The 25,166-nt window shown below is 36.8% G+C and carries 14 protein-coding genes, 2 tRNA genes and 1 rRNA gene; 12 read left to right on the top strand and 5 right to left on the bottom strand.

The genetic code is table 11. The features are described from left to right. The 3 genes from rrf to ACOCEA_RS12280 all read left to right on the top strand — a co-directional run. A 5S ribosomal RNA gene (gene rrf / locus ACOCEA_RS18005) occupies positions 1 to 78 on the top strand; the annotation flags it as partial. An 89-nt stretch (positions 79 to 167) separates the two neighbouring features. Continuing rightward, entirely contained in the window at positions 168 to 1,757 is a 1,590-nt protein-coding gene (locus tag ACOCEA_RS12285; RefSeq protein ID WP_420756542.1) for a sulfatase, read from the top strand. Between the two features lie 189 nt (positions 1,758 to 1,946). Next, the gene (locus tag ACOCEA_RS12280; protein ID WP_420756541.1) at positions 1,947 to 3,485 is read left to right on the top strand and encodes a sulfatase family protein; all 1,539 of its coding nucleotides are present in this window, start codon (positions 1,947 to 1,949) and stop codon (positions 3,483 to 3,485) included. 60 nt (positions 3,486 to 3,545) lie between these two features. Here ACOCEA_RS12280 and ACOCEA_RS12275 read toward each other — a convergent pair whose 3' ends face one another. The 3 genes from ACOCEA_RS12275 to ACOCEA_RS12265 all read right to left on the bottom strand — a co-directional run bounded on the left by ACOCEA_RS12275 (position 3,546) and on the right by ACOCEA_RS12265 (position 10,983). Then, a complete protein-coding gene (locus tag ACOCEA_RS12275) occupies positions 3,546 to 5,012 on the bottom strand; it encodes a glutamate synthase subunit beta (protein WP_420756540.1) in 1,467 nt (488 codons plus the stop codon). Positions 5,013 to 5,021: 9 nt separating this feature from the next. Further along, positions 5,022 to 9,530, bottom strand: coding sequence for a glutamate synthase large subunit (gene gltB, locus ACOCEA_RS12270; RefSeq protein ID WP_420756539.1), 4,509 nt, complete (start codon positions 9,528 to 9,530; stop codon positions 5,022 to 5,024). A gap of 313 nt (positions 9,531 to 9,843) precedes the next feature. Continuing rightward, positions 9,844 to 10,983 (bottom strand): acyl-CoA dehydrogenase, encoded by a 1,140-nt coding sequence (locus tag ACOCEA_RS12265; protein WP_420756538.1) that lies wholly within the window; start codon positions 10,981 to 10,983, stop codon positions 9,844 to 9,846. Between the two features lie 328 nt (positions 10,984 to 11,311). Between ACOCEA_RS12265 and nhaD the strand changes: the two genes are divergently transcribed. From nhaD to ACOCEA_RS12220, 9 genes are all read left to right on the top strand, one after another. Then, positions 11,312 to 12,646, top strand: coding sequence for a sodium:proton antiporter NhaD (gene nhaD, locus ACOCEA_RS12260; protein ID WP_420756537.1), 1,335 nt, complete (start codon positions 11,312 to 11,314; stop codon positions 12,644 to 12,646). A gap of 51 nt (positions 12,647 to 12,697) precedes the next feature. Beyond that, complete coding sequence (locus tag ACOCEA_RS12255; RefSeq protein ID WP_420756546.1) at positions 12,698 to 13,390, top strand: MotA/TolQ/ExbB proton channel family protein; 693 nt, start codon at positions 12,698 to 12,700, stop codon at positions 13,388 to 13,390. Between the two features lie 9 nt (positions 13,391 to 13,399). Beyond that, on the top strand, positions 13,400 to 13,786 hold the full coding sequence (locus ACOCEA_RS12250) for an ExbD/TolR family protein (RefSeq protein WP_420756536.1): 387 nt from the start codon (positions 13,400 to 13,402) through the stop codon (positions 13,784 to 13,786). After that, complete coding sequence (locus tag ACOCEA_RS12245) at positions 13,787 to 14,716, top strand: energy transducer TonB (protein WP_420756535.1); 930 nt, start codon at positions 13,787 to 13,789, stop codon at positions 14,714 to 14,716. Next, positions 14,713 to 15,924, top strand: coding sequence for a bifunctional folylpolyglutamate synthase/dihydrofolate synthase (locus tag ACOCEA_RS12240; RefSeq protein WP_420756534.1), 1,212 nt, complete (start codon positions 14,713 to 14,715; stop codon positions 15,922 to 15,924). Before ACOCEA_RS12245 ends, ACOCEA_RS12240 begins: the two co-directional genes overlap by 4 nt. 58 nt (positions 15,925 to 15,982) lie before the next feature. Then, a tRNA-Val gene (locus ACOCEA_RS12235) sits at positions 15,983 to 16,057 on the top strand. 101 nt (positions 16,058 to 16,158) lie between these two features. Beyond that, a tRNA-Val gene (locus tag ACOCEA_RS12230) sits at positions 16,159 to 16,233 on the top strand. Positions 16,234 to 16,413: 180 nt separating this feature from the next. Beyond that, positions 16,414 to 20,082, top strand: a complete 3,669-nt coding sequence (locus ACOCEA_RS12225; RefSeq protein ID WP_420756533.1) for an efflux RND transporter permease subunit — start codon at positions 16,414 to 16,416, stop codon at positions 20,080 to 20,082. A gap of 1 nt (position 20,083) precedes the next feature. Next, positions 20,084 to 21,811, top strand: coding sequence for an efflux RND transporter periplasmic adaptor subunit (locus tag ACOCEA_RS12220; protein WP_420756532.1), 1,728 nt, complete (start codon positions 20,084 to 20,086; stop codon positions 21,809 to 21,811). A gap of 7 nt (positions 21,812 to 21,818) precedes the next feature. On the opposite strand, the gene ACOCEA_RS12215 is transcribed toward ACOCEA_RS12220, so the two are convergent. Next, positions 21,819 to 23,090 carry a UDP-N-acetylmuramoyl-tripeptide--D-alanyl-D-alanine ligase gene (locus ACOCEA_RS12215; RefSeq protein WP_420756531.1) on the bottom strand — a complete coding sequence of 424 codons (1,272 nt, stop codon included), beginning with the start codon at positions 23,088 to 23,090 and terminating at the stop codon, positions 21,819 to 21,821. A gap of 63 nt (positions 23,091 to 23,153) precedes the next feature. Next, a complete protein-coding gene (gldJ, locus tag ACOCEA_RS12210) occupies positions 23,154 to 24,824 on the bottom strand; it encodes a gliding motility lipoprotein GldJ (protein ID WP_420756530.1) in 1,671 nt (556 codons plus the stop codon). Positions 24,825 to 25,166 lie beyond the last annotated feature (342 nt).

Below are 25,166 nucleotides of genomic sequence, written 5' to 3'. Positions count from 1 at the left end.
CATTCCGAACAGGGAAGTTAAGACCGTTTGCGCCGATGGTACTGCTATACCAAGTGGGAGAGTAGGTAGCCGCCTTTTTCGAAGGCCCCTTACAGTGATGTAAGGGGCCTTTTTTTATGTGCTAGTTTCAAATACCCTTTTTCGTATATTTAGGAAAAACCAGTAGTATGCTGACAAAGTTTAGTGCATTCATTACATGTTTATACATTCTTGGTCTAACTGCCTGCAAAGATCAAAAACAGATTATTGATAAAAAGCCTAACGTACTCTTTATTCTTGTAGATGATCTTGGGTTATTTGATTTGGGGGTTACTGGAAGCAGTTTCTATGAAACCCCAAATATTGATAGATTGGCAAAACAGGGAATGATATTTACACAAGGGTATGCAGCAAGTAGGGTTTGCAGTCCTTCTAGGGCAAGTATAATGACTGGTAAGTTTACTGCTCGTCATGGTATTACAGATTGGATAGGTGCCAAATCTGGTAAGGAGTGGCGTAAACTTCAAAGACATGATAAATTACTGCCAGCAACATACGTTCACAATTTACCACATGAAGATATTAGTATAGCTGAAGCCATGAAGAGCAGTGGGTATAAAACTTTTTTTGCAGGTAAGTGGCATTTAGGGAACCTAGGTTCTTATCCCGAAGATCATGGTTTCGACATCAATATTGGCGGTTGGGAGAAAGGAAGTCCTATGGGTGGTTATTTTTCACCATGGAAAAATCCAAAACTTAAAAATACAATTAAAGGAGAAAACCTTTCCATGAGGTTGGCTAAAGAAACCTCTAATTTTATTGAACAACATAAAGATAGTACGTTTTTTGCCTTTCTGTCTTTTTATGCTGTGCATGGGCCTATACAAACAACAGAGCAAAAATGGTCTAAATATAGGGAGAAGATTAGGAAAAAGGGCTTACACGAAACGGGATATAAAATGGAACGTGTATTGCCGATAAGACATGTTCAGGACAATCCTATCTATGCGGGTTTGGTAGAATCCATGGACGATGCTGTTGGGCAGGTGTTAAAAACACTTATTGATAATGGTTTGGAGGAAAATACTATTGTAGTTTTCACATCGGATAATGGTGGGGTAGCTTCTGGCGACAACTTTTCTACATCTAATTTACCATTACGAGGTGGTAAGGGGTATCAATGGGAAGGAGGAATTCGAGAACCCTTTTTTATCAAGGTGCCATGGTTAAGAAATGCTGGTACAACAAGTGATTTCCCAGTGGTAGGGACCGATTTTTATCCAACTATATTGGATTTGGCGGGACTAGGTCTCCGACCGGAACAACATGTTGATGGAATTAGTTTAAAACCTATTTTGGAGGGTAAAGTATTGAATGTGAATAGACCGTTGTATTGGCACTATCCCCATTATGGTAATCAAGGGGGAAATCCTTCGTCAATAATAAGGGAAAAAAACTGGAAGTTGATACATTATTGGGAAGACGGTACGGAAGAGCTCTATGATCTAGTGAAAGACATCGGGGAACAAAATAATGTTTTAAAGTCCAATCCTTTAATAGCAAAAAAACTAAGTAATGATCTGTTGGATTGGCTCGACAAAGTTGGCGTTCAATTGCCTACAAAAGACGAAAAGTTCAATGCTGTACTTGCCCTACAAAGACATCAGGATATTATTACTGGGAAATGGCCAGAGCTGGAAGCCCAGCGCAATGAGATACTATCTAAAAACTTTAAACCTAATAATGATTGGTGGAGCAGTAAAACTACTAGTGATTAAGCTGTTTTGTTTTACATCAGACTTAACTATTAAAACCAAACAGTGTGGTATTATTTTGACATCTATAATTTAACAATCATCAGTATGTCCCGACAGTTTTTTAAGTATATTTTGGATTTTAAACAGCTTAAAGTTTAATTGCATAACGAAGTGTTTTTTTTGAGTCAATGAATCATTCTATATTTATTTATGAAAAGGTACATTTTATTTTATTTGTTAGTAGCTGTTTTAATTGTTGGCTGTAAACCATCGAACAAGGAAATTGAAAACCAAAAACCTAAGGAAAACCCCAACTTTGTTTTCTTGTTCGCGGACGATCAAACCTACGAAAGTATTAGTGCTCTTGGTTTTAATGAGGTGCATACGCCTAATTTGGACAGGTTGGTAAATTCTGGAACCTCATTTACCAATGCCTATAATATGGGTGGATGGAATGGTGCAATATGTATTGCTTCTAGGGCTATGATTATTTCTGGAATGCCAATTTGGGATGCCCAAAAGAAGACCAAGTTATGGGCAAAAGGGGATTCAACAGCATTAAATCAAACTTGGGGTAGATTACTGGAAAGGAATGGCTATACTACTTATATGACTGGCAAATGGCATGTAGCGGCTCCTTCCGATTTTGTTTTCCAAAATGTAAAGCATGAACGTCCCGGGATGCCAAGTGACAAAAGAGGCGAACTAACATCTGCGATTAACAAATGGAAGGAAGAATCTGGTAATATGAAAGATTGGAATGATTATATGCCATTGGGTTATGGTCGCCCAACTGGTCCAGAGGATACCGAATGGTCACCTACCGATACCTTGCAAGGAGGTTTCTGGAATGGAGGTAAGCACTGGAGCGAAGTGGTACGTGATGATGCCCTATCATTTATTGATACTGCCAAGGACAAGGGAGATCCATTTTTTATGTATTTAGCCTTTAATGCTACACATGATCCACGCCAGGCCCCACAACGATTCTTGGATATGTACCCATTGGAGGATATTGAGTTGCCTCAGAATTTTTTACCTGAATACCCATATAAGGATAGTATTGGAAATCCACCAAGTTTAAGGGATGAGGCTTTGGCTCCCTATCCTAGGACAGCATATGCCGTAAAGGTACATCGGCAAGAGTATTATGCTCTTTTAAGTCATATGGATGAACAAATAGGGAAGATTTTGGATGCGTTGGAAGAAAGCGGAAAAATGGATAATACGTATATATTTTTTGGGGCGGACCATGGACTATCTGTTGGTCACCACGGTTTAATTGGAAAACAAAGCATGTTCGATCATAGTGTGCGTATTCCAATGATGGTCGTTGGCCCGGATATACCTGAGGGTAAAAGATTAAGCCAAGATGTTTATTTGCAAGACATTATGGCTACAACTTTAGAATTGGCCAAGGTAGAAAAACCAGATTATGTGCAGTTCCATAGTTTTATGGACATCATTAATGGAAAGCGAGAAAATAGTTATTATAACGGAATATATGGAGCCTATGAAGATGCGCAGCGAATGATTCGTAAAGACGGGTTTAAACTATTGGTTTATCCTAAAATAAATAAAGTATTACTTTTTGATATGAAAAAGGACCCAAATGAAATGCATGATTTGGCTATTTACCCCGAATTTAACGGAAAAGTTAAAACTTTGTATTCTGATTTAATGGATTTGCAAAAAACTTATAATGATACTTTGACATTACCTGATACCTATACAAAACATAACAGCTAAATTGAAATAAAAATTCCCCAAAGTATATACTGTGGGGAGTTCTTTAGTTTAAGAATTTTGCTAAACCCTTGGTAAATCCCCTTCTCCTTTTAATGGCAACGCGGATTCTCCCATAAGGTATTTATCTACATGGTGTGCAGCTTGTCTTCCTTCAGATATTGCCCATACGATTAACGATTGGCCTCTACGCTGATCACCAGCTGCAAATACACCAGGGATGTTTGTTTTATAATCCTTATCAGTGGCTTTGATGTTCGTTCTTCCATCCATTTCTAATCCCAGTTGTTCTGCAATGGTTGTTTCGGAACCGGTAAAACCTAAAGCTAACAATGCTAAATCACACTTCCATTCTTTTTCCGTTCCTTTAACTTCCATTAATTGTGGTCTTTGTCCTGGAGTAGTAACCCATTCCACTTCGGAAGTAATCAACCCTTTTAAGTTTCCATTTTCATCACCAATAAACCTTTTTGTTGAAATACTAAAGAAACGCTCGGCTCCCTCCTTGTGAGATGAGCTAGTCCTTAACCTCATTGGCCAAAAAGGCCAAGGTTGGTTTTGGGGTCTTTCCGATGTGCCCATTGGCATAATTTCAAAATTGGAAACAGAATTTGCGCCATGCCTAATTGATGTGCCAATGCAATCTGACCCAGTGTCTCCACCACCAATAACAACAACATTTTTATTCGTGGCTAAAATTTCTTCACCTAAATCTTTAATACCATCTACGCGTCTATTGTTTTGTCCTAGAAAGTCCATTGCTTGTACAACACCTTTTAAATCGGCTCCCTCAATAGGTAAATTTCTTCGAACCGTTGCACCCCCTGTTAGAACAATAGCATCAAAATCATTTTTTAATTCATCAGCTTTAATATCATTTCCGACATGTACACCACACTCAAAAACTATTCCCTCTTCCTTTAAAATGTCCAATCTCCGGTCTATGACATTCTTTTCCATTTTAAAATCTGGAATACCATATCTCATTAAACCACCAGGTTTTTGATCGCGTTCAAAAACGGTCACTAAATGGCCGGCTCTGTTTAGTTGTTGTGCAGTCGCAAGACCTGCGGGTCCAGAACCTATAACCGCAACTTTTTTGCCCGTACGGTTAAGAGGTGGTTTGGCTTTGACCCATCCTTTTTTAAATGCTGTCTCAACGATATTTTTCTCTATATTTTCTATAGAGACAGGGTCTTCATTTATGCCTAAAACACATGCTTCCTCACAAGGAGCAGGACACAATCTTCCCGTAAATTCTGGAAAATTATTAGTTGAGTGTAAAATTTTGCTTGCCTTTTCCCATTTGCCCAAATAAACCGCGTCATTAAAATCAGGAATTAAATTACCTAGAGGGCAACCACTATGGCAAAAAGGAATGCCGCAGTCCATACAACGGGCACCTTGATCTTTAAGTTCTTTTTCCTTCATAGGAACCGTGAACTCTTTATAATTTTTAACACGGTCCTTTACAGGAGCATATGATTCTACTTTTCTATCGAATTCCAAAAATCCTGTTGTCTTCCCCATCTCTCGATTTTATATAGTTTGTAAATTTTCTTTTTCCAAGCGTAAAAGTGCTTGTTTATATTCTTCTGGTAAAACCTTAATAAATTGAGGTAAATAAGTTTCCCAGTTTTCTAAAATTCTTTGTGCTAATGGACTATGAGTAGAATTATAGTGACTAGTTATCAAATCTTTTAGCTGTTTAATGTCATTGTCCTCTGTTACATCCAGTAAATTTAAACCTTCTCCACTACAACGCTTTTTAAAGGTTTTCTTTTCATCAAGTACGTAAGCGATACCTCCACTCATACCCGCGCCGAAGTTTCTTCCAACTTCACCAAGAATAACTGCAACACCACCGGTCATATATTCACAACCATGATCTCCAATACCTTCTACAACAGCTTTGGCTCCTGAATTCCTCACACAGAATCTTTCACCTGCCTTACCATTGATATATGCCCTACCGGCAGTGGCGCCATATAAGGTTACGTTACCGGTAATAACATTTTCTTCGGGAACTATAGTACAGCCATCTGGAACCTTAATTACAAGTTTGGCCCCTGATAAACCCTTACCTAAATAATCATTGGTGTTCCCATTAACAATCATGGTAAGACCTCTTGTAGCAAAGGCACCAAAACTTTGTCCTGCGGAACCGGTGAAGTTTAACTTTAACGTGTTAATAGGTAAACCTTCAGCACCGTAAGTTTTGGATATTTCATTACTTATTATAGCACCTACCGCACGATCTGTATTGCAAATTGGGTAATCTAAGCTTAGTTTTTCCTTTCTAAATAAGGAAGGATTGGCTTTTTCAATGATATCAAACTCTATAGACTGCTCAATATCATGCTTTTGTTTTTCCGTATTATATAATTTTGTTCCTTTTGGAACATCTACTTGATGCAGAATTGGGGTTAGATCTATGCCAGAAGCTTTAAAATGTTTTATAGCTTTATTACGATCTAGTTTTTGAACCTGTCCTACCATTTCATTTATGGTTCTAAAACCAAGTTGTGCCATGATTTCACGCAATTCTTGTGCGACAAAGTACATATAGTTTACTACATGTTCCGGTTTTCCCTTAAACTTTTTACGTAGTTCTGGGTTTTGGGTAGCAATACCTACAGGACAAGTATTTAAATGGCAAACACGCATCATTATACAACCAGAGGCTACTAATGGTGCAGTGGCGAAACCAAATTCCTCTGCTCCAAGGAGACAGGCAATAGCAACATCCCGCCCTGTTTTTAATTGTCCGTCACATTCTAAAACGATACGGTTTCTTAAATCGTTTAAAACCAATGTTTGTTGTGCCTCTGCAATACCGAGTTCCCAAGGTAGTCCTGCATGTTTTAGAGAGGTTAATGGGGATGCACCAGTTCCACCATCAAATCCAGATACAAGTACAACATCAGCTTTTGCTTTGGCAACACCTGCAGCAACTGTACCTACACCAACTTCTGATACTAATTTTACATTAATACGTGCTTTTCTATTTGCTGATTTTAAATCATAAATAAGTTGTGATAAATCTTCAATGGAATAAATATCATGGTGTGGTGGCGGAGAAATAAGCCCTACGTAGGGAGTGGAGTTTCTTGTTTTAGCAATTTCTGGATTCACTTTTGGCCCTGGCAATTGTCCACCCTCTCCAGGTTTAGCTCCTTGGGCCATTTTTATTTGAATTTCCTTGGCATTGGTAAGATAATTGGACGTTACTCCAAATCTGCCTGATGCCACTTGTTTAATGGCGCTGTTTCTCCAATCACCAGTGGCATTTTTATAAAATCTATCTTGGTCCTCTCCACCTTCGCCAGAATTGCTTTTACCACCAATCCTATTCATGGCAATGGCTAAGTTTTCATGTGCCTCTTTACTTATGGAACCATAAGACATAGCTCCAGTCTTGAACCTTTTTACAATTTCTGTCCAAGGTTCTACTTCGTCCAAAGGAATCGGGTCAAAATTAGAAAATTCAAATAGGCCCCTGATAGTCATCAAGTTTTGTGACTGCTCATTCACCATTTTAGAATACTCCTTGTAGGTCTCAGGTTCATTATTACGAACCGATTTTTGTAGTTTGGCAATAGTCAAAGGATTAAACATGTGCTTTTCGCCATCTCGTCTCCATCTGTATTCACCTCCTATTTCCAAATCAAGATTAGCCTCGACTTCTTTAGTGCTATATGCCTTTTCATGGCGCTTAGCTACCTCTTTTTCAATTTCGTATAATCCAATACCTTGAATACGTGTTGGTGTATTTGGGAAATATTTGTCTACTACTTTGGTATTGATACCAATACATTCAAATAGTTGGGAGCCTCTATAGGAGTTAAGTGTAGAGATACCAATTTTGTTCATTACCTTCAAGATGCCTTTACCAATGGCCTTGTTGTAATTTTTAACTGCTTCTTCAAATGTGAAATCTGTGATATCGTGTTCTTCTATTTGCTCACCAATGATTTCATTTACCAAATATGGATTTATTGCACTGGCACCAAAACCGAACAGAAGCGCAAAATGATGTACTTCTCGTGGTTCCGCAGATTCTATTATAATACTAAGCTTTGATCTTTTCCCTAATTTCTGCAGGCCATTGTTTATGTAGGAACATGCTAATAATGCAGGAATTGGTGCATTCTCTTCATCTACATTTCTATCCGATAGAATAATTATATTAGCACCATTATCAACTTCATCAGAAGCCTGTTTTAAAATAGATTCCAAAGCATCTTCCAAGCCGTTGTTTCCTTTTTGTACTTTATACAACATAGGTAAGGAGACCACTTTATAATCTGGACTAGCATCGTAATTCTTGATTTTATCCAAATCCTCTTTTGAAATTACTGGATTCTGAATTTTTAATTTTCTACAATGAAGTTCTGAAAATTCAAAAATATTATGGTCACTTCCCAAGGTTAAGCTAATGTCTGTAATCAATTCTTCACGAATACCATCTAAAGGTGGATTGGTTACCTGTGCGAATAACTGCTTAAAATAATTATAGATCAATTGTGGCCTTTGTGAGAGAACTGCTATTGGTGTGTCCGATCCCATTGAGCCAATTGGTTCTTTGGCGGTTTTACCCATTGGAAGTATTATCGTATTGATATCCTCTAAAGTATAACCAAAAACCGATTTTCTTTTTTCTAGCGGCGCTTCGCCTAAAAATAAAGGACAGTCATTATAAGGTATGTCTTTTAAATGAACCAAGTTGGCGTCTAGCCATTTTTTGTAAGGGTGTTTTTTAGCGATGTTTTCTTTTATCTCCTCGTCATTTATAATACGTCCTTCTTCCATGTTAACCAAGAACATCTTACCAGGCTCTAAACGACCATGAAACTCCACATTTTCAGGTGCAATTTCAACAACACCGGTTTCTGAGGACATTACTACATAATCATCTTTAGTTACAGAATATCTAGAAGGTCTAAGGCCATTTCTATCTAAAACAGCACCAATAAAATTACCGTCTGTAAAAGGTATGGATGCAGGTCCGTCCCAAGGTTCCATCATACAAGAATGATACTCGTAAAAGGCCTTCTTGGCTTCGGACATTTCAGTATTTTTCTCCCAAGCTTCTGGAACCAAGATCATCATCACTTCAGGTAAAGAACGTCCTGTCATCAATAATAACTCGACAACCATGTCCATGGTAGCAGAATCAGATTTGCCTGGTAATATAACTGGCAATATATTTTTTATCTCATCACCAAATAGTTCACTCTTCAACAATTCTTCCCTGGAGAACATTCTTGAGACGTTTCCACGTAATGTGTTTATTTCCCCATTGTGGCACATATATCTAAAAGGCTGCGCCAAATCCCATGTTGGGAATGTGTTGGTTGAAAATCGTTGGTGTACCAGTGCCAATCTAGTAACCACTCGGGAATCCATTAAATCGGAATAGTATAGGCTAATATCCATTGGCATCAATAGTCCTTTGAATATTATTATTTTGGTGGATAGACTAGGAAGATAAAAGAATTTGCTTTCAGATAATTTAGATTTTAAAATGGCATGTTCCGTTGTTTTACGGGCTATGTACAGTTTAAGGTTAAAATCAAAATAAGTCTGTTCTTTGTTAGCCTTGCCAACAAATACTTGTTTTACATAAGGTTCTGTCTCTGCTGCAATTCTCCCGGGAACCGATTTGTTTACCGGGACCTTTCGCCAACCTAAAAGATGTAGTCCTTGTTTTTTTATATTCTCTTCAAAAACTGATATGCAAAATTTACGTTGATTTTCTTTTTGAGGGAAAAAAACATTGCCAACTGCATATTCACCTTGTTCAGGTAGTTCAAAATTACATACGTCCTTGAAAAAGTCATGGGGTATATCTACCAAGATACCTGCTCCATCCCCCGTTTTTCCGTCAGAACTAACGGCTCCCCTATGTTCTAGGCGTTCTAGAATTTCCAATGCTTTGTGAATAATATCATTGGATTTTTTTCCTTTAAGGCTGCAAATGAATCCTGCGCCGCAGTTATCATGTTCAAATTCCGGTAGGTATAAACCTTGCTTCTTCAACTTCATTCTTTATGGTATTTGTTCAAAAATATCATTTTATCTGAATTATATTCAACGAATTAAATACAATTAAATAAAATATTCAACGTAATTAATTAATGGTTAAAAAAACTACAATAATGAATTATTGCCTAGTTGATTTTATCAGAATGATAAATTTAGGATATAATTTATTAAGGGAGTTCTTTGTGCAAGGGGTATATATATCCATATGACTAATTGTAACAATATAGCCCGTGGTTATAAGTAGGTGTAACAAAAATAAAAGAGGAAAAATTAGCATAACCCCTAAATATGATGGGGAGGTTTTATTGGTTGTTTATTTTAATATGCTCCTTGATATAACAATCTTTTGAATTTCTGAAGTTCCCTCATAGATTTGGGTAATTTTGGCATCTCTCATTAGTCTTTCTACATGGTATTCCTTTACAAATCCATTTCCTCCATGTACTTGAACGGCTTCTACGGTAGTTTCCATGGCTACTTTGGAAGCGTATAATTTGGCCATAGCGCCAGATAAATCGTAATCATGCCCTTTATCTTTGTCACAAGCTGCTTTGTAGACTAAATATCTAGCTGCTTCTATTTGGGTATGCATATCAGCTAGTTTAAATGCAATAGCTTGGTGGTTACTTATTTCTGTGCCGAAAGCTTTACGCTGCTTGGAATATTTTAGGGCTAGTTCATAAGCTCCGGCTGCAATTCCTAATGCTTGCGCTGCGATTCCGATTCTGCCGCCGGCAAGCGTCTTCATGGCAAACTTAAATCCAAATCCGTCTTCACCAATCCTATTTTTTTTTGGAACAATTACATCATTGAACAAAAGGGAGTGGGTGTCACTGCCTCTAATACCAAGTTTGTTTTCTTTTGGACCTATTTCAAAGCCATCTGTGCCCTTTTCTAGGATGAGGACATTGATTCCCCTATGTTTTTTTTCTTTATCGGTTTGTGCAATTACTAGATATACATCGGCGGTGCCACCATTGGTTATCCAGTTTTTGGTGCCATTTAATAGATAATGGTCACCTTGGTCTATGGCTGTGGTCTTTTGGGATGTTGCATCGCTACCTGCTTCAGGCTCCGAAAGACAAAAGGCGCCAATAATTTGACCCGAGGCTAATTTGGTTAGGTATTTTTCTTTTTGTTCTTCATTGCCATAGGTCTCTAATCCCCAACAAACTAAAGAATTGTTGACGGATACAATAACAGATGCGGAAGCGTCTATCTTGGAAAGCTCTTCCATAACTAGGACATAGGATAATGTATCTAGGCCACTTCCTCCATATTTAGGATCTACCATCATGCCCAGAAAACCTAGTTCACCCATTTTTTGAACCTCATTCTTTGGGAATTTTTGTAATTCGTCCCTTTCTATTACTCCAGGTAACAACTCGTTTTGGGCAAAGTCTTTAGCGGCCTGTTTTATTAATAGCTGTTCTTCGGTAAGATTAAAATCCATATCGTATGACTTAGGTAAATTTTACTACACAAATATAACGGTATACTATTTTAAATGTGTTTGTAGATTGTTAATTGCTAGCAAAAGGCATTTTAATAGTTGAATATCAAAGATGTGCCAGTTACCTAGATGTTAAAAATAGACAAATGGTTGAAACGATATTATAGATAATTTTCAATATAATAGTTTGACTTTCAATATTCTTGCTTTTAATATTTGGCTTCTTCCTAAAGAAATGTCATTTTTAAATATCTTTAAGAAATTTCTTTTTAAGATTTCATAATCTATATTTGACAATCAATTATAGATTATATAAAACCAACTAACAATGGAGACCATAATTATTATCGTTTTTTTAGCAGGATACCTAGCTATAACTTTAGAACATAACCTTAAAATTGACAAATTAATTCCAGCTTTGGCTATGATGGCCATTTTATGGGCAATTATAGCTTTGAACCATATGTCGGTATTTGAAGTGAATGCAGAGCTTAGGGAGTTGGAACCTACGCATATTGATGAAATATTATTGCATCATTTAGGAAAGACAGCGGAGATTCTTGTGTTTTTGCTAGGCGCAATGACGATTGTAGAGATAATAGATTATTTTGACGGTTTTGCTACCATTAAAGGGTATATCCGAACGCGAAGCAAGAAAAAACTTTTATGGCTGTTTTCAATATTGGCATTCATATTATCTGCTATAATCGATAACCTTACAGCAACGATAGTATTGATAACCATTCTCCAGAAGGTGATAGCTGACCGAAATACGCGTCTTTGGTTTGCTGGTATGATAATCATTGCAGCAAACGCTGGTGGTGCATGGTCCCCTATCGGGGATGTTACTACAACCATGTTGTGGATTGCGGATAAGGTTTCCGCTGGTCAATTGGTAATTCATGTTTTGATACCATCCATAGTTTGTATGGTGGTGCCAACTTTAATAGCGGGGAATAATAAAGCCTTTAAAGGTGTAATCGAAGGTGATTTTGAGGAAGAGGCGCCTAAATCGAAACACGGGTCCATTATGTTATATTTAGGCCTTGGCGCTATTGTTTTTGTGCCTTTCTTTAAGACGATTACACATTTACCGCCATATGTAGGTATGATGTTGTCATTGGCAGTTGTGGCTACTTTTGCGGAAATCTATAGTAATAAAAAGTTCAGTATTTCTAGTCTTGATGGTGAAGAGGCAGACCATACGGGTCACCATAGTCCGGTTCACCATTCATTATCTAAGATTGAATTACCCAGTATTCTTTTCTTTTTAGGTATTTTACTTGCAGTAGCTGCCTTGGAATCTTTGGGTATGTTGTTCCATTATGCTGAAAGTTTAAATACTGCTATACCAAACACAGATATTGTTGTAATGCTGTTTGGGGTGGGATCGGCTGTTATTGATAACGTGCCTTTAGTGGCTGCCAGCATGGGTATGTTTGGTGAGCCATTAGACAACCCGTTATGGCATTTTATAGCTTTCTCCGCTGGTACTGGTGGTAGTATGTTGATTATTGGCTCAGCTGCAGGAGTGGTTGCCATGGGTATGGAAAAGATAGATTTCTTTTGGTATTTAAAGAAAATTACTTGGTTGGCATTAATTGGTTTTGTGAGTGGTGCTGCTGTTTTTATTTTATTAAGAGATTTTGTACTACACGGATAATTTTATATCAAAAACACCGTTATAATGGCAAATTTGATAATTAAGAACACTATGTTATTATTCCAAGATTTGTCACAAGATCCTGTAACAGATGAGCTTCTTTCAGAAGAGAAAACCTTATCTGTAATGGACTTGGTGTTTAATGGGGGCACTGGAAGTGTAATCATCATATCCGTATTATTTTTAATGCTGGGTGTGGCACTGTACATTTATTTTGAGCGATTACTTGCTGTAAATGCCGCTTCTAAAATAGATAAGAATTTCATGAACCAGATTCGAGATCATGTAACTTCTGGTAAACTCGAGGCCGCAAAATTACTTTGTGCCCAAACAGATTCACCGGTTGCACGATTAACCGAAAAAGGGATTTCTAGAATAGGCAAGCCCTTAGATGATATTAATACTGCCATTGAAAATGCTGGGACCCTAGAGGTTTACAAGCTAGAGAAAAATGTTAGTGTTTTGGCGACCGTAGCAGGAGCCGCTCCAATGATTGGATTTTTAGGTACAGTAATTGGCATGATTTTGGCTTTTCATGAAATGGCCAGCAGTGGTGGCCAAGCGGAGATGGGTTCATTGGCATCAGGCATCTATACAGCTATGACAACTACAGTGGCAGGTTTAATAGTGGGTATTATCGCTTATATGGGCTATAATCACTTGGTGAACAGAACAGATAAAGTTGTTCATAAGATGGAGGCAAATGCCGTAGAGTTCTTGGATTTGTTGAACGAACCTCTTTAATTTTAAAGTATGAAACTAAAAGGAAGGAATAAAGTTAGTCCAGACTTTAGTATGTCATCAATGACGGATATTGTATTCTTGTTATTGATTTTCTTCATGCTTACGGCTAACTCGCCAAACGCATTGGATTTATTACTGCCAAAGGCGAAAGGAAAGTCTACCAATACACAAAATGTTTCTGTTAGTATTGATAAAAACTTACAGTACTATGTGAACAACCAAAGAATAAACGGAGAATACATTGAAATTGAATTAAAAAAGGCACTAGAGGGTCAAGACAAACCAACAATTATTCTTAGGGCGGAAGAAAATGTCGCTATAAAGGAAGCGGTAAACGTAATGGATATTGCCAACAGGAATAATTATAAGGTCATTTTGGCGGTGCGGCCCAATTAAATGGCATTTTTAGATACGAGGCACAAGAAAAAATCATTTACACTTACCACTTTGTTGTTAAGTGTTTTGTTGTTGGTGTTATTCTATATTGGTTTAACATATATGGACCCGCCAATAGAAAATGGGATTTCCGTTAATTTTGGAACGACAGATTTTGGTAGTGGCAGGGTACAACCCAAAGAAAAGATAAGGTCTGAACCTTTAGATACTCCACCGGTTGAGCCAACGAGGCAAGAAGTGGCAGAAGAGGTGAAGCAAGAAGTTACCGATGAAGTTGTTGCGAAAGATACCCCTTCAGAAAAAGTGCTGACACAAGATAACGAAGAGTCTATTAAGATTAAAAAGGCTAAAGAAGAAGCCAAACGCGAATCAGATGCTGCGGCAGAAGCCAAAAGACAAGCTGAGAATGCTGAGAAAAAAGCGAAGGCAGAGGCCGAGCGTATAGCCCAGCAAAAAAGAGATGCCGAGGAAAAAGCTCGGTTAGAGCAGGAGGCTAAAAAGAAGAGGCTAGATGAGTTAATGGGGGGGTTAAATAAATCTGATGGAACTGCTTCTGGTAGCGAAGGTGATGATACTAAATCTGGAGATAAAGGTAGCCCTGACGGGGATCCTTATGCCACAAGTTATTATGGTAGCCCTGGATCAGGAAGTGGAACAGGAGGTTATGGACTTAACGGCAGATCGTTAGTAAATAAGGGAAAAGTTCCGCAAGAATGTAACGAATCTGGTAGAGTGGTTGTTAAAATAGTGGTAGACCGCAATGGAAAGGTTGTTAGTGCTACGCCGGGTGTTCGAGGAACAACCAACAATAATCCATGTTTGTTAGAACCTGCTAGAAAAACTGCTTTCATGCATAAGTGGAACTTAGATTCCAATGCTCCAAGTCAACAAGTTGGTTTTGTAGTTGTGAATTTTAAATTAGGGGAGTGACCTATCAACAAACGCTGGATTGGATGTTTGCCCAACTTCCAATGTATCAACAACTAGGTAAAAAAGCATTTAATGCTAAACTAAACGGTATTAAATTATTGTCCCAACGTTTGGGAAATCCTCAACAAAAATTCAAAAGTATTCATGTTGCAGGGACTAATGGAAAGGGTTCAAGTAGTCATATGTTGGCTTCTATTCTCCAGGAAGCTGGGTATAAAGTTGGTTTATATACGTCCCCACACCTTAAAGATTATCGTGAACGCATACGAATTCAAGGTAAACCTGTTAGTGAGAAATTTGTAACTAACTTTATTGGGGAGCATAAGGCATTTTTAGAAGAAAATAGGTTTTCTTTTTTTGAAATGACCGTCGGTTTGGCCTTTACATATTTTGCTAAGGAGCAAGTAGATATTGCAGTGATAGAAGTAGGGTTGGGAGGAAGACTGGATTCTACAAATATTATTGCACCAGAGGTTTCATTGATTACCAATATTGGGATGGACCATACGGATATGTTAGGTGATACATTGGTAAAAATTGCTTTTGAAAAAGCAGGTATAATCAAAGAACATACCCCAGTTGTAATAAGTGAATATCAGGAAGATGTTATAGCGGTATTTGAGGAAGTTGCCGAAGCTAAAAATGCTAAACTATTGGTTGCCAGTGAAAACGAATATCCAAGGTATAAGACTTCTTTACTAGGTCAATACCAAAAGAAAAATATAAATGGTGTTTTAGCTGTAATTAATGAACTGGATGATTTTATAATCACTGAAAGCCATATAGCCAAAGGCTTGATGCAAGTAGTTGAAAACACTGGTTTAATGGGCAGATGGCAACAGTTAGGTGTCGAACCAAAAATTATCTGTGATACCGCCCATAATACGGAAGGCCTGCAATTGGTCTTACATCAGTTAGAAAATGAAAAATACCAGGATTTACATATTGTATTAGGGTTTGTTAAGGATAAAAATTTAGAAGGGATATTGCCATTATTCCCGCAAAATGCGACATATTATTTTTGTAAACCAGCTATTGAAAGAGGTCTAAGTGAAATAAATCTTAAGCAATATGCTAAAGAATATAATTTAATGGGGGATGCATACAAAAGTGTTTCAGAAGCCTATTTAGCTGCAAAACAACATGCTACAAAACGCGACTTGATATTTGTTGGGGGAAGTAATTTTATTGTAGCAGAAGTTGTTTAATTTTTTTTATTTTTTCTTTTGGTATAAGCAAAACTATTCTATATTTGCACTCCTTTTGGGGCTCTTAGCTCAGTTGGTTCAGAGCACCTGCCTTACAAGCAGGGGGTCACTGGTTCGAATCCAGTAGGGCCCACAGGATTTTAAAAAAGGCTTTCGTTTAACGAAAGCCTTTTTTTGTGTAGAATAGTTTTTTTTATAGATACTAAATTATATTCTACCTTAGCAATTACTATCGGGATATTAGCTCAGTTGGTTTAGAGCGCTGCCTTGACAGGGCAGAGGTCACTGGTTCGAATCCAGTATGTCCCACAATAGTACTTTGAATGACTTGTTTTTATCATTTCTAATCCATTACTTTTAATGTTGTAAAAGTATTTCTTAAACTGGATTTACTAGGTTTTATTGATGGTTCCCCACAATCTAAAACTATTTTATACGTTGATATATATGGACTTTTTTTAACTGTAAAAGTCATCAAGTTTTAAAGTTATGCTAAATAAAAGCATCAAATTCCTAATTGAGAATAAGGTAATAGCTTTGGTGCTGTTGTTGGGGTTCTTATTTTGGGGACTTATACATACGCCTTTTTTAAAAAGTATACCTTTTTTTCCAAGTAAGCCTGTTGCTGTTGACGCAATTCCAAATATTGGGGAGAATCAACAAATTGTTTTTACAGAATGGAAAGGTCAATCTCCGCAAGATATTGAGGATCAAATCACCTATCCTTTAACAAGTAACTTGTTGGGTATACCGGGGGTCAAAACCATAAGAAGTAACTCAATGTTCGGTTTTTCGAGCATTTACATCATTTTTGAGGATGATATTGATTTTTATTGGTCTAGAACCAGGATACTGGAAAAGATTAATAGTTTACCAGATAAGGTATTGCCAATTGGGGTAAAGCCTAATTTAGGACCCGATGCTACTGCTCTGGGTCAAATTTTTTGGTATACTCTAGAAGGTCGCGATGGTAATGGGAATGTTGTTGGAGGTTGGGATTTACATGAGTTACGAAAAGTTCAAGATTTTTATATTAAGAATGCGCTTTCTTCAGTAAAGGATGTTTCAGAAGTTGCCTCTGTGGGAGGGTTTGTCCAGGAATATCAGATAGATTTGAATCCTGAGTTAATGAGGCAATTCGGAGTATCTATTTCCGATGTGGTGAAAGCCGTAAAAGAAAACAACAAAGATGTAGGTGCTAGGACAATGGAAATTAACAATGCCGAATACTTTGTTAGAGGTTTAGGATATATAAAGAATATAGCGGATATAGAAAACACTACTGTTATTAACAATGATTTCACCCCAATTCGAATTAAAGATGTTGCCCAAGTTGGTTTGGGACCTGAAGAGCGACGTGGAATTTTAGATAAGGAAGGTGCTGAGGTTGTTGGTGGTGTGGTTGCGTCTAGATATGGTGCAAATCCTATGGAGGTAATTAACTCGATTAAAAGGAAAATAGGGGAAATAGCTATTGGATTGCCAAGTAAAACTTTGAGAGATGGCCGTGTATCTAAACTTACCATAGTGCCATTTTATGATAGAAGTGAACTTATACAAGATACTTTAGGTACATTAAAAAATGCACTCTCATTTGAAATATTGATTACCATATTAGTAGTACTTATAATGCTTTTTAACTTGAGGGTGTCAGTGCTCATCTCTGGGTTACTACCTCTAGCAGTGTTAATGGTTTTTATTGCGATGAAGTTGTTTAATGTTGAAGCCAATATAGTTGCTTTGTCTGGTATCGCGATTGCAATTGGGACCATGGTTGATCTTGGTATTATTTTGTCGGAAAATATTATAAGACATTTAAATGATAATCATAATGGAGAAAAGGTAGATAGTATTGTTTATGAAGCCACTATAGAGGTCTCAGGTGCTATTATTACTGCTGGTTTTACAACTTTAATAAGTTTTGTTCCTGTTTTTTCTTTAACAGGTGCAGAGGGTAAATTGTTTACTCCTTTGGCATTTACTAAAACGGCAGCCTTGTTTGCGGCTATGTTTATAGCGTTATTTTTAATTCCACCTATTTTGGCACAATGGTACAGGGCAAGATCATTTAAATTTTCTTATTTAAAAGTTTTTTCTGTTTTATTGGTTTTTTCTGGAATTGTAATAATGGTTTTTGGATTCTGGCTTGGGTTTATTGTTGTAGGTATAGGTGTGATTAGACTTTTGGTTTTATACAACAAAATTGGTCAAGAGAAGGGTAAAGACTATAATTTGTACTGGATTATTACCTCTATTCTAATTGTTTTAACCTATTATTGGAGACCCTTGGGGTTTGGTAATTCTTATTTGGCGAGCTTGGTGTTTATAGGGGTTAGCAGTTGCATTATTCTTGGAATGTTAATATGGTTTAAGACGTATTATGAGCCTATTCTAAAATGGGCATTAGCCAATAAAATGTTGTTTTTAGGTCTCCCGATAGTATTATTACTATTAGGATTTTTGGTCTTTAGAAATATAGGTAAAGAATTTATGCCAAACCTAGATGAGGGATCATACCTATTAATGCCCACCTCGATGCCACATGCAGGTATAGCCGAAAATAAAAAAGTCTTACAACAGTTGGATATGGCAGTTGTTACTATTCCAGAGATAGAGACGGTGGTAGGTAAAGCTGGTAGGGTGAACTCTGCTTTAGATCCCGCACCATTATCCATGTATGAAAATGTTATTTTATATAAACCTGAGTATATTCTAGATGAAAACAATAGACCAATTAGGTTTAAGGCTTTCGATGGTAGGTTTGAAACCAAAAGTGGGAAAAAGGTTGAATCGGGGTCAGGAGCCAAAGTGGGAGAATTGATCAAAGATAAAAATGGTGAATTTTATCGGAATTGGAGACCAGAAATTAAAAATCAAAATGACATATGGCAGGAAATTATAAAAGCAACTAAACTTCCAGGAGTTACTACCGCACCAAAATTACAGCCTATAGAGACGCGATTGGTAATGCTGCAAACCGGAATGAGGGCGCCTATGGGAATTAAAATTTTCGGGCCCGATTTAAAAACTATTGAGCGGTTTGGTATTCAGGTAGAAAAGGAACTAAAAAATATAGAGGGTATAGAACCAAGTTCGGTTTTTGCCGATAGAATAATAAGTAAACCTTACTTAATTTTAGATATCGATAGGATAAAAGCATCTCGTTACGGTCTGTCTGTAGAGGTTATACAAGAAGTTTTGGAAGTAGCCTTAGCCGGTAAGGTGTTGACAGAGACTATTGAAGGAAGGGAGCGCTTTGGGGTTAGTGTTAGATATCCAAGAGAGTTACGGGCAGACCCACCCAACCTGGCAAACATATATGTGCCTTTGGACACTGGTAGTTCAATACCATTAACAGATGTGGTTGATGTAAAATATGAAACAGGGCCTCAAGTAATTAAAAGTGAGGATAGTTTTCTTACAGGTTATGTTTTGTTCGATAAAAAGGAGGGGTTTGCAGAAGTAAATGTTATAGAAAACACAAGTGAAATGTTAAAAAATCTTATTGCCAATGAACAATTGATAGTTCCTAATGGGGTTAGTTATCGGTTTTCTGGTAATTATGAGAACCAGCTACATGCAGAAAAAACCTTATCATTTATTATTCCGTTGGTATTATTGGCCATCTTTTTTGTTTTATATCTTCAGTTTAGATCGGCAGCAGTGACATTAATGGTTTTCTCGGGGGTTGCAGTTGCTTTTGCTGGTGGCTTTATATTAATTTGGTGCTATGGACAAGATTGGTTTTTCAATATAAATATTGGCGATATAAACATTAGGGAGCTATTCAATATGCAAAATATTAATCTCAGCGTGGCAGTCTGGGTCGGTTTCATTGCACTTTTTGGTATTGCAACAGATGATGGAGTGGTTATGGCTACTTATCTTAAGCAATCATTTGAACGTAATTCCCCAACTAGTATACAAGCTATTAGGGCTTCTGTACTTGAGGCAGGGAAAAAAAGATTACGTCCTTGCTTAATGACAACAGCAACTACCTTATTGGCATTACTGCCAATATTAACAGCTACAGGCCGTGGAAAAGATATTATGATTCCCATGGCTATTCCGAGTTTTGGAGGAATGTTAGTAGCATTGGTGTCATTGTTTATAGTTCCTGTTCTATATAGTTTAAAACAAGAATTAAAATTAAAATAGAGTGAGTAACATAAAAATGATTTTAAGTAAAGTGGTGAAGTATCGAGGTTATGTTGTTGTTTTAGTAATTGGCTTCCTCCTGGGTTTTATTTTTTTTGGGACTGATAAAAATAACGACATTAATAATCATACGACAGTAGAGCAATATTCGCTACAGTACACTTGTTCCATGCATCCACAAATCGTGAATGATGGGATGGGAACTTGTCCATTATGTGGAATGGATTTAGTGGCAGTTCAAAAAGACAATAAGGAGCTTAAGGCCAATCAATTTTCAATGAGTGCCAATGCTATTGCTTTAGCTAATATCGAAACATTTACCATAGGTTATTCGGATACTATTGGTGAAAATTTAACCCTTTCTGGAAAAATAACTTCAAATGATAAGACCAATGCTATACAAACTACTCTTTTTGATGGTAGAATAGATGAATTGGAAGTAAAATCTATTGGAGAATACGTAAAGAAAGGTGACCAAATAGGTCTTATATATTCGCCTGAACTTTATTTAGCCCAGGATAAGTTGCTTACTTCTGCAAGTTATAAGGATACGCACCAGAAATTATATGCTGCCGCAAGAAATACATTGGGACTTTGGAAGATGACCGATAGACAAATTGAAGAAGTGCTTGCATCTGGAAAACCAATGATGAATTTTCCTTTGTATGCTGATGTTTCAGGTACTGTCACAGAAATAATTGCAACTGAAGGAAATTACTATAAACAGGGTGATCCTTTGTATAAGGTAAGTGACTTATACTCAGTTTGGGCTGTGTTTGATGCCTATGAAAATCAACTACCATTCTTACGTGTTGGACAGGAAATTGAAATTAGTTCTCAGGCTTTAAAAGAAGAAAATATTAATACCAAGATTTCATTTATTGAGCCCATATTAGATGCCAATAAAAGAACGGTTTCTGTGAGGGTAACTTTAACTAATAAAAAAGGGAATTTGAAACCTGGCATGTTTGTTCAGGGCTTGGTAAAGGTAAGCATGGAAAAAAATAGGTTGGTTATACCTAAAAGTGCAGTTTTATGGACTGGGGAACGTTCTGTGGTTTATAGAAAACCAGATGTAGATACTCCAGTTTTTGAGATGGTAGATGTGCGGTTAGGGGATAGGTTAGGCGATTTTTATTTGATATTGGAAGGTTTAAATCCTGGTGATGAGGTAGTGATGAACGGAACATTTACGGTTGATGCCGCGGCCCAATTACAAGGAAAAAAATCTATGATGTATAACGATGGGAATCAAAATATAGTTCCTATTAAGGATGGTGGTGAAATTAGCTTTGATGAAAGTATTACTCAGGAAATACAGGAATTGATTTATGGTTATTTGGAATTAAAGGACCAATTGGTGGCAACCCACTATGAAAATTCGAAATCAGAAGCGCAAAAAATTAAAGAAATTCTGGGGCAAATGAAATTAGAATTTTTTGATGCTGAATTACAATTAAAGCTTAGTGCTCTTAGGAAGTCTATAAATGAAATAATTTCAAGCAATGATATTAAAGAGCAAAGGTTTTATTTTAAAGGTCTTTCCAACACTATAATTCCATTGGTAAATAAATTGGAAAAGTTAGATCAACCCATTTATGTCCAGCATTGCCCTATGGCTGATAATAACAAAGGAGGGGATTGGTTAAGTTTAGAGGAAAATATTAGAAATCCCTATTTTGGTAGCCAGATGATGACATGTGGCTCGGTAACCAAAAAAATAGAGTAGTTATTTCTTACAAACAATCAAGTAGTCTTTCCATTGCCATTCCTCTAGAACCCTTTATCAAAATAGTACTATTGGGGAATTCTATATCCGAAAGAAATTCTTTTAATTCATTAAAGGATTTAAATGTCTCTAATTGGCAATTTATTTTGCTGTAATTTTCACCAACTAAAAAGGTAGTAAGGCCAAGTTCAAGGACTAGGTTGGCTATTTCTTGGTGTTCTTTTTGTGCGTGTTCCCCTAATTCAAACATATCACCCAAAAAAACTAGTTTGTTATGGGCTTTTAGTTGGTTAAAACTAAGTAGGGCCTCTCTAGTGCTCGTAGGATTAGCGTTGTAAGCATCTAATATGATTTTGTGACCATTTTTTTCAATAATTTGTGACCTATTGTTATCTGGTACATACGCTTCAATTGCCATGATAATTTGATTTTTATCAACATTAAAGTATTTTCCCATTACAATAGCCGCACAGCAATTGGTGAAATTGTATTTGCCTATCAAGTTCGTTTGGACAATACTTTTCTCAAATTCTAGTGCTATTGTTGGGTTTGTGCCTAGAAATTTAATGTTGAAATGATTATGGTCTTGTTCGCTAAATCCAATTTTTTTAATATATGTTGCTAATTTTTCTTTTTGTATCGGGTCATCTGCATTTAAGAATATGAATTTGTTATGCGCAATTAAATAATCGTACAATTCACTCTTTCCTTTAATAACACCTTCTATGCCGCCAAAACCTTCTAGGTGAGCTTTGCCAAAATTCGTAATGTATCCAAAATCTGGCTCAGCTAGATTGCTTAGGAATTCAATTTCTTTTTGATGGTTGGCGCCCATCTCCACAACGGCAATATCAGTATCGTCCTTTATAGATAGAAGGGTTAATGGAACACCAATATGGTTGTTTAAATTACCAATGGTCGCAATGGTATTATATTTTTTGGCAAGCACAGCATTGATTAGTTCTTTGGTTGTGGTTTTGCCATTACTGCCTGTTAAGGCAATTACTTTTACCTTACTATGCCTTCGATGATAGTTAGAGAGCTTTTGTAATGTTTCTAAAGCATTGTCGACGACAATGGTTCTTTCATTGATAACATATTTTTCATCATCTATTATTACATATGAAGCTCCTTTTGAAAGTGCTGTTTGTGCATATTCATTTCCATTGAAATGATCACCTTTTAAGGCGAAAAAAATATCACCTTTATTTATTTTTCTGGTGTCTGTACAGATGTAGGGATTTTTGAGAAAAATACCATGAAGTTCTTCTATTGTCATAAAATCGAAGATAAAAAAAAGCCCTTAATGAAAAGGGCTTTTTAATCTATTTCGTATGGAAAATTATTTAGCTTTTTTTCCTCTAACAGTCTTGTTCTTTGTTTTTGATTTAGAACCTACTCTAGACATTGCACATCTAAAGCCAATATAATCAGTGGCCATATATTGTGGTAAATATCTGCGTTGCGCAGGGTCTAACCAATAAGCTCTATCTCTCCATGAGCCACCTTTGTAAACCCTTACTTCATCATTTATCAATGATGTTCTGGTATTGGACTCGTCATATTGTCTTACCACATTTCCTGCAGAATCCCTTTCAACCTTATGCTTGGGCGAATCATACATTTTTGGTGAGTTAGCGGCATCTTCTTCGTCACTAAATCTGTTGAAGAATCTTGATGAACCTGGGTCACCATCTCTATATCCTCTATTGTCACTAGAAGAGAAGTTGGTTCTTAAATACGTTTCTTCTTCATCAACTGGCACCATTTTAATCTCGCCAGGCAAGTTTACCGCAACCATTTTTCCATTAGGTAATGTGTCATAAACTATAGAATCTCTTAGGATATTCACTTTGCCATCTTCACCAATTGCTGTTTTCATATAAATGTTTCCCCTGTAGTAGTTAAAGTCACTTACTTCATCATCAACAATTGGTCTATAAACATCTGCAACCCATTCTGCAACATTACCTGCCATATCATATAGCCCTAAATCATTTGGTTTATAAGACATAACTTCTGCGGTAATATCGGCGCCATCATCAGACCAACCAGCAATACCACCATAATCGCCTTTTCCTTGCTTAAAGTTTGCTAATTGATCTCCACGTCCAACGCGCTGGCCATTTCTGGTATAATCACCTTCCCATGGATATTTTTTTCTACCTCTGTAATTATTATATTCTCTTGAGCCTACTTGTGCTTGTGCGGCATATTCCCATTCCGTTTCCGTTGGAAGTCTATATTCAGGCATAATCACACCACTGCTTCGCTTGGCAAAAGTAGAGACACTGTCCTTTTTCATTTTTCCCTGAAGGGAGTCAATTTGACCATTATAGACAGATTCGGGTCTATTCAAATAAGCCTCTGTACTAAAGGTGCCTTGAACCTCTCCAGTAGCGGCTTGGTACTTGGCATCTTTGGATAGATAACCTTCACGCTCTAACATTACCTCGTTTACACGGTCTGTTCTCCATTCCGCAAATTGGGTAGCCTGAATCCAATTCACACCAACAACAGGATATTCAGCATACGCCGGGTGCCTTAAATAGTTGTTTGTCATGGTTTCATTAAACCCTAGTCTGTTTCTCCATACTAAAGTATCTGGCAATGCGCCTTTGTAAATATTTGCATATTTAGGATTTTCTGGAGGGTAAACGCTTTTAAGGTAATCTAAATATTCAAGATACATTACGTTGGTAACCTCAGTTTCGTCCATATAAAACGACTGAACATGCTGACTGGTTGGTGTGTTGTTCCAATCATGCATTACATCATCTTGAACTTTACCCTTGGTAAACGTGCCGCCTTCAACAAATACAAGGCCTGGAGCTGTTTCTTGTTCCTTAAAATCGGTGTTATATTGAAAACCACCTTCCTTTGCATTTATCTTCCAACCCGTTGCTCTTGACGTATTTTTAGAGCCAGATGAAGATTTTGAACAGCTTGAAACTGTTAAACCTCCCGCTATTACGGTGCATGAGAGTACAACTTTTATAAAATGTTTTTTCATAATTTGGACTTGAGTTCAATCTTAATAAACTACTAATACGGTTTATTTAATTTGGATTTTGATTTATTGTTATGTCGCTTTCGCTGATTAGAACGATGTTTTCTATATTATATTTTATCAATCAAAATAATTTTCAACATTTGTATGGATTCAAAATTATAAAGTATCCTATCACTAGTCTTAACGTAGCAAAGGTCAATATCGTATAGGTAACTAAGCTCTTTTTTTTGCATTTTAACTGGTTAATATTGTAGGATGTGAATTTTGCCGCGTTCTTTATCCATTTTAACAGAAGTCAAAAAAAATAGTAGTATACCTATATAAGATAATTCAAAAATTAGC

The organism is Maribacter luteocoastalis (assembly GCF_048890225.1).
GTDB lineage: Bacteria > Bacteroidota > Bacteroidia > Flavobacteriales > Flavobacteriaceae > Maribacter > Maribacter luteocoastalis.
This window is presented reverse-complemented; position numbering and strand designations above follow the sequence as displayed.

Excerpts from the sequence above, each read along its gene's own strand:
- ACOCEA_RS12285 (WP_420756542.1), top strand. The coding sequence starts at position 168 with ATGCTGACAAAGTTTAGTGCATTCATTACATGTTTATACATTCTTGGT.
- ACOCEA_RS12280 (WP_420756541.1), top strand. The coding sequence starts at position 1,947 with ATGAAAAGGTACATTTTATTTTATTTGTTAGTAGCTGTTTTAATTGTT.
- ACOCEA_RS12275 (WP_420756540.1), bottom strand. The coding sequence starts at position 5,012 with ATGGGGAAGACAACAGGATTTTTGGAATTCGATAGAAAAGTAGAATCA.
- gltB (WP_420756539.1), bottom strand. The coding sequence starts at position 9,530 with ATGAAGTTGAAGAAGCAAGGTTTATACCTACCGGAATTTGAACATGAT.
- ACOCEA_RS12265 (WP_420756538.1), bottom strand. The coding sequence starts at position 10,983 with ATGGATTTTAATCTTACCGAAGAACAGCTATTAATAAAACAGGCCGCT.
- nhaD (WP_420756537.1), top strand. The coding sequence starts at position 11,312 with ATGGAGACCATAATTATTATCGTTTTTTTAGCAGGATACCTAGCTATA.
- ACOCEA_RS12255 (WP_420756546.1), top strand. The coding sequence starts at position 12,698 with ATGTTATTATTCCAAGATTTGTCACAAGATCCTGTAACAGATGAGCTT.
- ACOCEA_RS12250 (WP_420756536.1), top strand. The coding sequence starts at position 13,400 with ATGAAACTAAAAGGAAGGAATAAAGTTAGTCCAGACTTTAGTATGTCA.
- ACOCEA_RS12245 (WP_420756535.1), top strand. The coding sequence starts at position 13,787 with ATGGCATTTTTAGATACGAGGCACAAGAAAAAATCATTTACACTTACC.
- ACOCEA_RS12225 (WP_420756533.1), top strand. The coding sequence starts at position 16,414 with ATGCTAAATAAAAGCATCAAATTCCTAATTGAGAATAAGGTAATAGCT.
- ACOCEA_RS12215 (WP_420756531.1), bottom strand. The coding sequence starts at position 23,090 with ATGACAATAGAAGAACTTCATGGTATTTTTCTCAAAAATCCCTACATC.
- gldJ (WP_420756530.1), bottom strand. The coding sequence starts at position 24,824 with ATGAAAAAACATTTTATAAAAGTTGTACTCTCATGCACCGTAATAGCG.